At 69.7% G+C, this 13,127-nt stretch carries 11 protein-coding genes; 1 reads left to right on the forward strand and 10 read right to left on the reverse strand.

The features are described 5' to 3' along the window. Positions 1 to 263 precede the first annotated feature (263 nt). Positions 264 to 2,456 (forward strand): ATP-binding protein, encoded by a 2,193-nt coding sequence (locus tag OU416_RS28050; protein ID WP_270930034.1) that lies wholly within the window; start codon positions 264 to 266, stop codon positions 2,454 to 2,456. A gap of 295 nt (positions 2,457 to 2,751) precedes the next feature. Here the strand turns inward: OU416_RS28050 and OU416_RS28055 are convergent, their stop codons facing one another. The 10 genes from OU416_RS28055 to OU416_RS28100 form a co-directional block, all read right to left on the reverse strand. Next, the gene (locus tag OU416_RS28055; RefSeq protein WP_270930035.1) at positions 2,752 to 3,381 is read right to left on the reverse strand and encodes a hypothetical protein; all 630 of its coding nucleotides are present in this window, start codon (positions 3,379 to 3,381) and stop codon (positions 2,752 to 2,754) included. Positions 3,382 to 3,511: 130 nt separating this feature from the next. Next, on the reverse strand, positions 3,512 to 4,768 hold the full coding sequence (gene fmdA, locus OU416_RS28060; RefSeq protein ID WP_270930036.1) for a formamidase: 1,257 nt from the start codon (positions 4,766 to 4,768) through the stop codon (positions 3,512 to 3,514). Between the two features lie 58 nt (positions 4,769 to 4,826). Further along, entirely contained in the window at positions 4,827 to 5,117 is a 291-nt protein-coding gene (locus OU416_RS28065) for an FmdB family zinc ribbon protein (RefSeq protein ID WP_270930037.1), read from the reverse strand. Positions 5,118 to 5,455: 338 nt separating this feature from the next. Further along, complete coding sequence (locus tag OU416_RS28070) at positions 5,456 to 6,352, reverse strand: alpha/beta fold hydrolase (protein WP_270930038.1); 897 nt, start codon at positions 6,350 to 6,352, stop codon at positions 5,456 to 5,458. A 46-nt stretch (positions 6,353 to 6,398) separates the two neighbouring features. After that, entirely contained in the window at positions 6,399 to 7,094 is a 696-nt protein-coding gene (locus OU416_RS28075) for an isochorismatase family protein (RefSeq protein WP_270930039.1), read from the reverse strand. Then, positions 7,081 to 7,746, reverse strand: coding sequence for an SRPBCC family protein (locus OU416_RS28080; protein ID WP_270930040.1), 666 nt, complete (start codon positions 7,744 to 7,746; stop codon positions 7,081 to 7,083). Before OU416_RS28080 ends, OU416_RS28075 begins: the two co-directional genes overlap by 14 nt. Then, positions 7,743 to 8,273: a (2Fe-2S)-binding protein gene (locus OU416_RS28085; RefSeq protein WP_270930041.1), complete on the reverse strand. Its 531-nt coding sequence runs from the start codon at positions 8,271 to 8,273 to the stop codon at positions 7,743 to 7,745. The genes OU416_RS28080 and OU416_RS28085 overlap by 4 nt, the downstream gene beginning before the upstream one ends. A 77-nt stretch (positions 8,274 to 8,350) precedes the next feature. Further along, the gene (locus OU416_RS28090; protein ID WP_270930042.1) at positions 8,351 to 10,783 is read right to left on the reverse strand and encodes a xanthine dehydrogenase family protein molybdopterin-binding subunit; all 2,433 of its coding nucleotides are present in this window, start codon (positions 10,781 to 10,783) and stop codon (positions 8,351 to 8,353) included. Further along, on the reverse strand, positions 10,780 to 11,667 hold the full coding sequence (locus tag OU416_RS28095) for an FAD binding domain-containing protein (protein ID WP_270930077.1): 888 nt from the start codon (positions 11,665 to 11,667) through the stop codon (positions 10,780 to 10,782). The genes OU416_RS28090 and OU416_RS28095 overlap by 4 nt, the downstream gene beginning before the upstream one ends. Before the next feature lie 45 nt (positions 11,668 to 11,712). After that, positions 11,713 to 13,122, reverse strand: coding sequence for an MFS transporter (locus OU416_RS28100; RefSeq protein WP_270930043.1), 1,410 nt, complete (start codon positions 13,120 to 13,122; stop codon positions 11,713 to 11,715). Between the last annotated feature and the right edge of the window lie 5 nt (positions 13,123 to 13,127).

Here is a 13,127-nt window from a genome sequence, read left to right on the forward strand (position 1 = left end):
CACGTGGGCGATGGTCTGCGTTTCAGTCGGGATCGGCTATGGTTTTCGACGATCTTCACTCGGATAGAGCAGCTTCTCGCCACATTCGAGAGCTCTTTCACCGCTCCGTGCGATCAGTATCCCGAAATGATCAACCATCAGGTTCCTTTCGCTGGGGACAACTGGTGTGTGACGAGGTTCGGATTCTTCGTTAAGCGGTATCCAGGGCGGACTCGGTGTGTTGTCATGGACATGGGTGATCATGTTCGAGGGGTGGGGGACGCATGCACGGGACGGCGGACCGCTTGGTCGTTGCCGGTGGAGCGCGCAATGAGGTGTCGGGGTCGGTAGGCACTGTGGTTCAGGCGGGCACCATCGTCGGTGACGTGCACTTTCAGACGTCCTCCAGCTTGCCGGTTCCACAACAGCTGCCACCTGCACCGGGTGGTTTCGTGGGGCGCAGCGAGCAACTGGAGGAGTTGAGCGCTGGCTCATCCGAGCAGTCAGGAACATCGCAGGCGGGCTCGCGGATCACGTTGGTGTGTGGAACTGCGGGTGTCGGCAAGACGGCGCTCGCGGTGCACTGGGCCCATCAGGTGAGAGCGGACTTCCCGGACGGCCAGCTGTACGTCGACTTGCGCGGCTATGGTCCGAACCGTCCGTTGGACCCTGGGGAAGTGCTGGCTGGATTCCTGCGTGCCCTGGGCATACCGGTGGAGGAGATCCCAGATGCTCTGACTGAACGGGCTGCGCTGTATCGGAGCCTTCTTGCTGGGCGGCGCGTTCTCGTGGTGCTGGACAACGCGTGCGCCGAGAACCAGGTACGTCCCTTGTTGCCGGGCTCGTCGTCTTGCCGCGCGTTGGTCACGAGTCGTCGTGTGTTGTCGGGTCTGATCGTGAGCGAGGGTGCTGCCCTCGTTCGGGTCGATCTGTTGACCGCTGCGGCGGCGTTGGAGCTGTTTCGCACGCTGGTCGGTGCGCGCGTTGATGAGGAGCCGGCTGCGGCTGATTCCGTGATCAGGTCCTGTGCACGGTTGCCGTTGGCCTTGCGGGTGGCGGGGCAAGCAGCGCGTCTGCGGCCTTCGATGTCGCTGGCCGACCTCGCCGCGGATTTGAGGGAACGGGAAGTCCAGCTGGATGTCTTGGGCGATGATGATCCGTCGACGTCCGCGCGAACGGTGTTCTCGTGGTCCTACGAGCAGCTTTCTGGTGATGCTGCAAGGGCTTTTCGTGCGCTGGGGGTGTATCCGGGACATGACTTTGACGCTTATGCGCTGGCGGCGTTGCTGGACATCACGTCCCGGGAAGCCGGACGCGCGATCGATTCCTTGGTCCGAGCGCACCTCGTTCAGGATCCGGGCTGCGGTCGGTTCGACGTGCACGACCTCTTGCGGTCGTACGCCGAGGAGATCGCGGAGCAGCACGACAGCGACCACGATCGCCGCTCTGCCGTGCGTCGGCTGTTCGACTACTACTTGCACACTGCTGACAAAGCGGACCGGGTCATCACACCGCACCGTTACCGGATTCCGCTGGAGGGCGTGGTGCGTGCCTCACCGGTGTTCGGTGGCCACGACGATGCCCTGGCGTGGCTGAACACCGAGCGACCCAACACGACGGCGATATTCCAGGTGGCGGATCCGGTTCTGGACTCGCATATGTGGCAGCTGGCCTACACGCTGCGCGGCTACTACTTCCTCAGCAAGCAGTGGAAGGACTGGACGGAAACACATGAGCTGGCTCTTGAATCCACCCAGCGCAAGGGTAACCGCTACGCCGAGGCACAAACGCGAAACAACCTCGGACTGGCGCTGTTGGAGCAAGGAAAGCTGGATGCTGCGGCCGACCATTACGAGAAGGCGCGCAAGCTCTTCGAGTCCGTTGGTGACATCCACGGTGTGAGCAATGCGCTCGCCAACCGAGCAGGAGTTCTGCATCACCTCGGTGACAACGAGTCGGCCCTGCAGGAGCTCGAGCGTGCGCTCACCTGCTACGAGCAGACCGGGGCAAGGCGCAACGCTGCGATCACCTTGCGGAGGATGGCTCGCATCGAGATCGACTTGAGGCTCTTCGACGCTGCCGTCCTGCGACTGGGCCGTGCGTTGAACCTGTTCGGCGATCTCGGGCTGCAGCTGGATGCGGCGATAGCGTTCAACTGCCTTGGCGAAGCGCATCACCAGGCCGGCAACCAGGTCGAGGCCAGACAGGCGCACGAAAGGGCCGTGACCCTCAGCAACGAATGCGGCAGCCGCTTCGAGCATGCCCGCGCTCACCACGGCCTAGGTCGCATCGCTGCCAATCAGGGTCGAACCTTGGAAGCTGAGGAGCATTGGGAAGAGGCATTCGCTACCTACACCGCTTTGGGGGCTCCGGAGGTTAGCGAGCTGAATGACGAGCGGACAACGCTGCGGAAGACACCAGTTCCACGGCAACGCCGAGAATCGCCGCGACAGAATCCCGGTTCGCAAAATGAATGAACAATTTCTGCGCGATGGCTCCGAGGCGAGTTGCGCACCAATCACCTGGCTTCGGCTTCCGGATCCTGACCAGCATCCACGCCAACCTGCGAGAACGGGCACGGCCCACCTGTCCTCGATCGTGCTCGCTGGGACACCCAGGCGGCGCAGGCCAACACTCACGGATGACCTGCGGAAATAGCTCGCGCAGGAGGCGATTCGAGGCGGTTGAGCGGGGGCGCCCGAGAGATCGTCGGTTGGAGCAGGCGCACGCGCACCTGTGCGGGATCTGGCTACCGGAGGGGGGAAGCGACCGTCAGATCTTCCCGCCGTGCTCGGCGGTGCGGTGCCTCAGCTGTCGGCTGAAGGTCGCGCAGAAGCTCTCGGACAGCGGTGGCCAGTCCCAGAAGTCGAAGGCGAGGGAGCCCAGGGCGAAGCCGGGGTCCCACTGCCACTGGGTGACGGGGACGGAAGCGCCGCAGGTGGGGCAGGGGGCGGTGCCCTCACCGGTTTCCTTCCAGGTGGCGATGCCGTCCTCGAACGGCTGCCAGACCTCGTCGTCCGGTTCGAGCTCCGTCGGGTAGTTGATGATCACCGTCTCGCCCTGGCACCGCGGGCAGACGGCGGATGCCGCCGCGTCGAGTCCCTGACCGGCCACGTAGTGGTTCCGGCCGACGACGACGGCCACCGGGCCCGGCAGCCAGTCCGGGTTCGACGAGCCGGACACGGCTCGCGCCCAGCGGGGACCTCGCACGTAGCCCTTGTCCACGGGATGGCTGAACACCCGGTCGCTGGACAGCTCCCGCGTGATCAGGCCCTCGGCGACCATCCAGTCGACCATCCGCTCGGCGAGCGGCCCGGCATCCTCGAGGGTCACCTCCACGTCGATGATCCGCTCGAAGTAGTCGCCCATCGTCCCCACCGCCTGTCGATCTGCTGTGGACACTGTGCCATCCCGCTTCCGGCAGCTGTCCCGGGATCGACGGAAACGTGGAGCTGAGCGAGCCGGCCGGCACGCGGGGCGGCGGCCCGGCCACCGCCCCGGTGTGCGTTCGGATGTCGTGCGTGCCGGCAGTTCACCGGTTCTCGGCGCGCGGGGCGCCGATGCCCGGATCGATCTGGAACGGTCCGGACGCCGACGGCCGCACGTCGAAGTCGAAGATCGCGGTCGGGAGGTAGACCGTCGAGCACGAGTTCGGGATGTCCACCACGCCGGAGAGCCGGCCCTCGATGGGGGCCGCGCCCAGCAGGAGGTACGCCTGCTCGGGCGAGTAGCCGAACTTGGTCAGGTACTCGATCGCGTGCAGGCAGGCTCGCTGGTACGACAGGTGCGAGTCGAGATAGCGCTGTTCCCCGTCGAGAGTGACCGAGGTGCCCGAGAAGGCGATCCACTCGCTGAAGCGCGGATCCACCCGACCGGGCATGAAGATCGCGTGCTCGTGCACGCCGTAGGTCTCCATGCCGCCCCTGATCAGGTCGACGCGCAGGTCGATGAAGCCACCCATCTCGATCGCGCCGCAGAAGGTGATCTCTCCGTCGCCCTGGGAGAAGTGCAGGTCTCCCACCGAGAGGTTCGCGCCGTCGACGAACACCGGGTAGAAGACCCGGGTGCCCTTGCTCAGGTTCTTGATGTCCTGATTCCCGCCGTTCTCCCGCGGCGGCGCCGTGCGCGCCGCTTCGGCACCCACCCGCGCCCACTGGTCACGCGGCAACCCGCCCAGCACGGCGTGCTCCGCCTCGGGCGGGAGCGCCAGCGGCGGAACGCGATCGGGGTCGGTGGCGATGAGGGCCCCCTCCCGGGTGTTCCACCTGGCCAGCAGATCAGCCGAGGGGGCGGTGCCCATCAGGCCGGGGTGGATGAGGCCTTCGAAGCTGACGTGCGGGACGTGCCGGCTGCTGGCCACCTGGCCGTTGAAGTCCCAGACCGCCTTGTAGGCGTCCGGGAACTGGTCGGTCAGGAATCCGCCGCCGTTGTTCCTGGCGAAGATGCCGGTGTAGCCCCAGCCCTGGCCCGCCAGCGGACCGGAGTCCTGCTGCGGGATCGGACCGACGTCGAGGATGTCCACGATCAGCAGGTCACCCGGGCGAGCGCCCTCGACCGCGAACGGGCCGGACAGCTTGTGGACCGACAGCAGCGGTGCGTTGAGGATGTCCTCGGCGGAGTCGTCGTTGACGATGGCACCGTCGAACCATTCCCGGCAGTCGACGCGGAACGAGTCGCCGGGCTTGACGGTCGCGACCGGAGGAATCTCCGGGTGCCACCGGTTGTGCCCCAGCTTCTGCTGGTCCTCGAAGCGCTTGCCGGAGTCGAGCGGGAAGATCACTTCAGGCATGTCGTGCTCCTGATCAGGTCGTGACGGGTTCTGCCGGGCCTCGGCCGGTGGCGGGGAGTCAGGGACGCGGCAGCTTGCTGTGCAACGGGTTCTGCGACACCCGCGGCGCCGCCCGGCGGGCCGGTCCCGACGGCAGCGAGGTGACGACCGCCGGCTCGTGCGCCGACGCGGCGGTGGAGTCGATCAACCGGTACGCCGCGCTGCCGGCTCGGGAGAGGCGCGGCGCGGTGACGCGCCGCCGGGCCGGTTCCCCGCACGCCGGGCAGGCGACCGACGCCGGCACTTCCCGCATGGCGAAGCTGAGGTCGAACTCGGTGCCTTCGGGGCAGCGGAACGCGTACAAGGGCATGGCGCTCAGCACCCCCGCGACCCGGTGTTCGACGCCGGGTCGTTGCCGGTCGTGTCACCAGTGCTGCTCGGCTTGCCTGAGACCGCTGCGCGACGCATGCGCTTCCTTCCTCCTGGATTCACCTTGCTTGCGACGAGGGTTCGACCGCGGTGGCTCGACACCTCGGCGACACCGACCAGAACAACGGAGATTACGAGAGCGACCGCGTCGGAGCCACCGGAGAGCGGCCACCGGGCGTGGAGCCCAGCAGCGCCGCAACGGTGCAGGTCAGCCGACTGCCGGACAACAGCGGCCAGCCGGTGGAACGGACCGGTGAGCACGGCTGGTGGCGTCGGCGATCAGCTCAGCTTCCGCAGTGCTCCGCGCACCGCGGCGAGGGCGGCGCCGGGTTCGTCCCAGAAGACCATGTGCCCGGCTCCGGGCACTTCGACGAGTTCGGCGGAGGGATTGGTCTCGGCGGCTTCCCGCGCGCCCGCGGCGGTGACCACCGGGCTGTCGGCTCCGTGGACGAGGACCGCGGGGGAGGGGACGTCGGGCCAGTGGGCGAAGAAGTCCTCGGATTCGAACCCGGCGTGCGTTGCCGCGATCGCGGTCCGCGAGCAGGAGGACAGCCAGCGGGCGCGCAGCTCCTGCTCCCTGCGGGGCCAGCGGGGCCAGGACTGCGCCACCTCGTCGGCGTCGGTGCCGCTGCGGGCCTGGTCGAGTTGGCGGAGGAAGGCTTCGAGGCTGGTGGGGTACGGGTCCCTGCCGGGTCCGCTCATCGGCGGGTCGACCAGCACGACCCCCCGCAGTTCGTGCTCGCCGGTGGTCGCGGCCAGCGCCGCGATCCGCGCACCCATGGAGTGCCCGAGCAGGACGGGCCTGTCCAGGTGCAGCCCGGACACGACAGCATCGACATCCGCGGCGTAGCTGGCGAGGTCGTAGCCGTGCAGTGCGGAGTCGGCGGACGGGCTGTCGGAGAGCCCGCGGCCCCGGACGTCGAGCACCAGCGGACGCACGAGACCGGTCAGGCCGCGCGCCACGAAGTCCATCGTGATGGCGGGGCTGGTGATGCCGGGCAGGATCAGCACCGGCACGCCGTCGGCCGGGCCGTAGTCGAGCAGGTGCAGCCGGAGCGATCCCGAACGCACCCACCGGCTCACCGCGGGGACGTCGCCGAGATCGGCCAACGCCGGTTGGCTCAGGGTGCGGGCAGCCGGCGGTTCGGTCGGGATCAGCGGGAGGGGCGTGGTCACGAGTGGCCTTTCTGGGTCGGTGGGTCGGCGTGCGCTCCGGCGCCGCCTACGCGAGGGACGCGGCGGTGCTGAGCCGGGGCAAGCGGTCGAGGTAGGCCAGTGCGTCGTAGAGGCCGATGACATCGGCGTACTTCGCCTGCAGGTCGAACAGGGCGGCATCGTGCGGGCCCCGCGCACGGTCACCGCAGGCTTCCCGCACGACGAGGGTGTTGAAGCCGCTCTGCACGGCATCGACCGCGGTGGCGCGGACGCAGCCGGAGGTGGTGGCGCCGCAGACCAGCAGCGTGTCGGTGCCCAGGCCGGTCAGCAGGGCGGCCAGGCTGGTTCCGTGGAACGCGGAAGCGCCCTTCTTCAGCACGAGGTGGTCGCAGGCTTGCTGCTCCAGCCTGGGATCGAGGGCGATCTCGTCGCTTCCTTCGCGCAGAGCGCGCATGCCCGGTGCTTTGCGGAGCCAAGCGCAGGAGTCGCCGTCGGCCTCGGCGGGCGTGTAGCTGATCGCGGTGTAGATCACCGGCACGGCGTGCTGCCGGGCCGTGGTCGTCAGCACGGCCGCCGCGGTCACCTCCCGGGTGAGGTCGGACCCGGAGGCGAAGCCGGGCTCGGTGAAGCCGCGGGTCAGGTCGACCACGACCAGCGCGGGGCGGCTGCCGCGAGGAACGGCGGCGCCGAACCCGGCCCGGTCGTAGGTCGCATCGGTCTCGGCCCCGTGCAGGCCGGCGGATCGGTGGTCATCGTCGGGCACGCTGCAACTCCTTGATCAGTCTGTCCTGGGTGCGGATCCGGCCGAGCAGCCAGCCCTGGAAGAACCCGAGCGCCGCGGCGGCAGCCACCGCGGCGTACCGCCCGGCGCCGGGCGGGAGCAGCATCGCCAGCCCGTCGAGGGCATCGCCGCTGTCCTTCGCGGCCGGGGCGGGCGCGGTGCCGCTGTCGGCCGGGACCGCGGTGCTCGGCCCTCGCTGCAGTTGGGTGGCGAGGTTGCGGGCGAACTGGTCCAGCAGCCGGTTGGACACGGTGCCGATCGCGCCCTTGCCGAACTGGGCGAGCTTTCCGCGCACGGACAGGTCCGTGCGCAGGGTGAGCGTCGCGCCCCCGGGAGCTTCGAGCACGGTCAGGACGACATCGGCCTCGGCATCGCCGTTCCCGTGGCTGTCCGCGCCCCGCGCGAGCAGGCGCAGCCTGCGATCGGCGGCAGCGACCTCGCTGAAGCGCACCGTGCCGGAGTACGCGGCGCTGATCGGGCCGACCTTGAACTTCACGCGACCGCGGTAGGTGTCGCCGTCGCGCCCGTCGAGGGTCGCTCCCGGCAGGCAGCCCGCCACCCGTTCGACATCGTTGATCAGGGCGAACACGGCGTCCGGGTCCGCCGGTACTTCGAGTTGGTTCTCCAGGATCACGGGGTCGCTTCCTTCTCGGCGGAGGTGGGGCACGCGGCTTCGGCGTCCGAAGTGGACCGCCTGGCTTCGGCGGTGGCGGCGATCGCGTCGACGATCGTCTGGTAGCCCGTGCATCGGCACAGGTTGGCCGAGACCGCCTCGCGGATCTCCTCGCGGTCGGCGTCCGGCTGCTGGGCGAGGAAGCCCTCGGCGAGCATGAGGAATCCGGGGGTGCAGAACCCGCACTGGAGCCCGTGGTGGTCGCGGAAGGCCCGCTGCAGGTCGGAGAGCTCGCCGTCGCCGGCGAGCGACTCGACCGTGCGGATGTCGGAGTTCTCGGCTTGCACGGCGAACATCAGGCAGGCTCGCACCGGTTCGCCGTCGACGAGGACGGTGCAGGCGCCGCACACCCCGTGCTCGCACCCGACGTGGGTGCCGGTGAGACCCAGGTCGTGGCGCAGTGCGTCGAGCAGCGTCTTGCGCGGTTCGACGAGCGCCTCGTGCTCCGCACCGTTGACGTTCAGCCCGATCAGGTGTCGCTCGTTCATCTTGTGCAGGTGGCGCAGCCCCGCGGTGTCGGCCTCGGGGCGGAAACCACCCCACCTCCTTTCGCCAGTCGCGCTGATCAAGCCCGCACCGGGTGTTCCCGCGGGGTGCGCGCCGCGTCCAGCGCGGCCAGCACCGTCTGCGGGTGCACGGGCGTGGTGTCGAGTTCGACCCCGGTGTGGCGCAGTGCGTCGTTGACCGCGTTCAGCACCGCGGCCGGTGCACCGATGGTGCCGCCCTCGCCGGCGCCTTTCGCGCCGCTCTCGGTGAACGCGCACGGCGTTTCGAGATGGGTGACGGTGATGTCCGGGATCTCCGTCGCGGTCGGCACGAGGTAGTCGATGAAGCTGGCGGCCGAGGGTTCGCCGTTGTCGGCGTAGGTGACCTCCTCGAACAGCGCTCCGGCGATGCCTTGAGCGATCCCGCCGCGGCACTGGCCGTCGACGACCTGCGGGTGGATCACCACACCGCAGTCCTCGACGCAGGCGTAGCGCAGGATGCCGATCCGGCCGGTGCCCGGATCGGCCTCGACGACCACGGCGTGGGTGGCGTTGGAGAACGTGCCGTCACCGGCGACGTCGAAGCTCGCGGTCGCGGTCAACGTCGGTTCGACGCCCTCGGGCAGCAGGTGGCTGCGCAGGTGGGCCACCTCGGCGATGTCCTCGAAGGACACTCGCCGGGAGGGGTCGTCGATCTGGACGACGCCTCCGTCGCCGTCCAGGCGGACGTTGTCCGGACGGGTCTTGAGCAGGTGCGCGGCGATGGTGCGCAGCAGCTCGGCGAGGCGCCCGGCCGCGACGGACACGGCGGAGCCGCCGATGGTCACCGACCGCGAGGCGAAGGTGCCCCACCCGTAGGCGATGCGCTCGGTGTCGCCCTGCCGCAGCTTGACCTCGTCCAGGTCCAGCCCCAGCCGGTCGGCCGCGATCTGGGCGAGGGTCGTCTCGTGCGACTGCCCGTGGTTCATCGTGCCGCTGGTGACCACCACCGACCCCGTGGTGTCCATCCGGATCTCGGAGACGTCGAAACCGGGGACCACCCGCATCTTGCGCTTGGCGAAGGCGTCGGACCCGTAGCCGGTCCGCTCGGAGAAGCAGCAGTAGCCGATGCCGATGTGCCGTCCTTCCGCGGCGGCCCGCTCCCGGAACTCGTACCAGCCCTCCTCGCGGAGCGTGGCCTCGGCGAGGTCGAGCGATTCCCGGTAGGTGCCGGGATCGTAGGTGATGCCGTTGACACCGGTGTAGGGGAATTCGGTGATCACGTTGCGCCGCCGGATCTCGACCGGGTCGATGCCGAGTTCGCGCGCCGCGCGCTCCATGACGCGTTCCACCGCCATGACGTACTGCGGTCGGCTGACCCCGCGGTAGGGGGCGGTCGGCGCCTTGTTGCTGGTGATGGCGCGACCGCGGACCCGGTAGGCGGGCACCTGGTAGACGCTCGGCATCTCGGCGGAGGCCATCAGCGGTTCGATGCCCGCCGTGAACGGGTAGCAGGAGTAGGCGCCCATGTCGCAGACGACGTCGACGTCCAGCGCGGTGATCCGGCCTTCGGCGTCGAACGCCGCGCGGGTGCGGTAGCGCTGCTCGCGGGCCAGGAACGCGGCGGTCAGCGCCTCCCGGCGGTCCTCGATCCACTTCACCGGCCGGTCCAGCTTCCGGGCCGCCGCCGCGACCGCGATCTCCTCGCGGCCGACCACGCACTTCTGGCCGAACCCGCCGCCCATGTCGGGGACGGTGACCCGCACGGTGCGCTCCGGGACGCGCAGCGACCGGGCCAGCACCGTGCGCACCTGGTGCGGGACCTGCGTGCAGGTCTGCACCAGCAGCTGGTCGTCGCGGTCGTCCCAGGAGGCGACCACACCGCGCGTTTCCAGCGGCAGCGCGTTCTGCCGCCCGCTTCGCGTGACGACCTCGACCACGCAGCCCGGCCCGGATTCGGCGGCCTCGAACGCGGCGTCGACCCCGGGCGTGTCGAACATCGACACGTCGAGGAGGACGTTGCCGGGCGCCTCCTCGTGCACGAGCGGTGCGTCCGGGGCGAGCGCGGTCTCCTCCGAGACGATCGCGTCGAGGGGTGCGAAGGTGACCACCGCGGCTTCGATGCCGTCTTCCGCGCTGTACGGGTCGCGAGCGATGACCACGGCCACCGGTTCGCCGACGAAGCGCACCTTCTCCTTGGCCAGGACGGGCATCGCGGTGGGCGCGAACTCCTCCGGCGGGCGGTCGAGCAGGGCCACGATGTCGCCGAGGTCGAGATCCTCTGCGGTGTAGGCGGCCACGACGCCGTCGACCGCGCGGACCGCGGAGAGGTCGATGTCGAGGATCCGGCCGTGCGCGACGGTGGAGCGGACGAATCCCGCGTGCAGCATCCCGCTCAGCTGGACGTCGTCGATGAACCGCCCTCGACCGCGCAGCAGGCGTGGGTCTTCGCGCCGGGGCACCGCAGCCCCGACCCAGCGCTTCCCGCCGGACTGCGGAGATCCATGTCGGGCACCGGTATCGCGTCCGGTCATCGCGTCACTCCTTTCTGCCACGCCTCGTGCAGGGCCTGGGCGACGAGCGTCCGGGTGAGCCGGCGGCGGTAGGCGCCGGTACCGGCCGCGTCGTCGGGTGGATCGATGGCCGCTGCGGCGGCCTCCCCGCACTCGGTGAACAGATCCGGTCCGGGGACACCACCGGCGAGCACGGCCTCGGCCTCCGGAATCCGGACGGGCGCCGGGGACACGCCCCCGAGCACCACCCGCCCTCCGGCCAGCCGGTCCGCGTCGGCGGCGTCGAGCGAGACCGCCGCGTCGACGATCGCGAAATCCCCGTGGCGGCGGGCGAACTCGGTGAGCGCGGCGCGCGGCGCCGGGCGCGTGAAGCGCACTTCCACGACGACCTCGTCGGGTTCGACGGCCGTGGCGTAGAACCCGTAGAACATCTCCGCGGCCGGGATCTCCCGTTGCCCGTTCGGTCCTTCGGCGACGATCACCGCGTCGAGGAGCAGGGCGAGCAGGCACCACTCGGCGGTGGCGTCTCCGTGCACGATGCTGCCCGCGACGGTGCCGCGGGAGCGGATCGGCAGGTGCCCCACCCACCGCATCGCCCGGGAGAGCACGTCGAACTCCGGCCCCAAGGTGCGACCGGCGGTCTCGACGGCGCGATGGGTGCTCAGCGCCCCGATCCGGAGTTGCGGGCCGTCGCGCCGGATCGCGCTCATCGCCGGATCGCGGCGCAACGGCCCCAGGTCGACCAGCACCGTCGGCCGGGCGAGCCGGAAGTTCATCATCGGGATCAGGCTCTGGCCACCGGCGATGAGCTTCGGCTCCGCTCCTGCCGCCGCCAGTTCGCCGAGCAAGCCGACGGCATCGGCGACATCATGCGCCCGGTGGTAGCTGAACGCAGCGGGCTTCACGCGGTCGACCTCCTCGTTGTTCGTCACTCGCAGCGATTTTCGACGTCATGGAACCGGAATATCCGTCGTCGCAGGGTTTTTCGAATCCGCCGACGCCGACCCGGGATCGGTGATGCGGTCGAGTTCGCGCCCCCGGGTCTCCGGCGCGGCGACCATCATGAACACGACCGCGGCCACCACGAGCACACCGAGCACGGTGAAGGTCAGCGGCAGGCCCAGCACCGGCCACAGCACGCTGCCGAACAGCAGCGGGGCGAAGCCGGTGACGGCGCGGCTCGACGACGACGCCCAGCCGAAGCCCGAGGCGCGCAGCTCCGTCGGGTAGAGCTCGGAGACGTAGGCGTACATGACCGGGATGACCGTCAGCGCGAAGAGGCCGAATGCGCCGATCGCCACGACCGCCCAGGAAGGCGTCCCCAGCAGCAACGAGAACACCACCAGCAACACCGCCATGGCCGGGCCCGCGGTCGCGATGACCCGCTTGCGGCCCACCCTGTCCACCACGAGCACCGCCAGCACGACGCCGACGATTCCCACCGCGTTCATCAGCGCGGTCGAGGCGAAGGCCGCGATCTCGCCGAAGCCCTCCGCCTTCAGGATCGACGGCATCCAGCTCAGCGCGGCGTAGTACACGAGCATCACGCTGGTGAACAACGTCCACGACACCGCGGTGATCCGCGGGTTGAAGGCCCACACCCGGCGGAGCTGGTCGAACGCTGCCGCCAGCGCCCCGCCGCGGGTGTCCTCCGCGACCGCCGCCGGGATCGCGTAGGGCTCCGGCTCCGCCCCGGTGCGCCGGACGAGATCGTCGATGACCGCGCGAGCTTCGTCCTCGCGGCCCTTGCGGACCAGGTACAGCGGGGATTCCGGAACGCCGCGGCGCACCCAGATCAGCAGCACCGCCGGCAAGATCATCAGCACCAGCATCCAGCGCCAGTTCCCGTCCACCGGGACCAGCAACGTCGCCGAGACGCCCGCCAGCGTGGTGCCCACCGGCCACCAGCCGTCCATCGCCGAGAGCACCCGTCCCCGTTGCCTGCGGGGTGAGAACTCGCTGACGATCGCGTAGTCGACCGGGATGCACCCACCGAGACCGACTCCGGCGAGGAAGCGCAGGAGCAGGAAGATCTCCAGGTTCGGCGACAGCGCGCCGACCGCGGAGAACAGCGCGAAGAGCAGCAGCGTGATGCTGAACGCCCGCTTGCGGCCGATGCGGTCGGCCACCGTCCCCCAGGCGACCGCACCGACTGCCATGCCGATCAGGTTCGCGGTGGCCACCAGCCCCTTCTGGCCCGGCGACAGCCCGAACTCGGTCCCCACCAACGGGGTGAGGAAGCCGTTCAGCGCGACGTCCCAGGCATCGAACATGTAGCCCAGTCCGCCGATCAGGAAGATCTTGCCCTGCACGCTCCATCGCCAGGGCAGGTCCTGGACGACTTGGTCTCCGGTACGCATGAGTC

The sequence above is a fragment of the Saccharopolyspora indica genome, assembly GCF_027853965.1.
Lineage (GTDB): Bacteria > Actinomycetota > Actinomycetes > Mycobacteriales > Pseudonocardiaceae > Saccharopolyspora > Saccharopolyspora indica.

Excerpts from the sequence above, each read along its gene's own strand:
- OU416_RS28050 (WP_270930034.1), top strand. The coding sequence starts at position 264 with ATGCACGGGACGGCGGACCGCTTGGTCGTTGCCGGTGGAGCGCGCAAT.
- fmdA (WP_270930036.1), bottom strand. The coding sequence starts at position 4,768 with ATGCCTGAAGTGATCTTCCCGCTCGACTCCGGCAAGCGCTTCGAGGAC.
- OU416_RS28065 (WP_270930037.1), bottom strand. The coding sequence starts at position 5,117 with ATGCCCTTGTACGCGTTCCGCTGCCCCGAAGGCACCGAGTTCGACCTC.
- OU416_RS28085 (WP_270930041.1), bottom strand. The coding sequence starts at position 8,273 with ATGAACGAGCGACACCTGATCGGGCTGAACGTCAACGGTGCGGAGCAC.
- OU416_RS28090 (WP_270930042.1), bottom strand. The coding sequence starts at position 10,783 with ATGACCGGACGCGATACCGGTGCCCGACATGGATCTCCGCAGTCCGGC.
- OU416_RS28100 (WP_270930043.1), bottom strand. The coding sequence starts at position 13,122 with ATGCGTACCGGAGACCAAGTCGTCCAGGACCTGCCCTGGCGATGGAGC.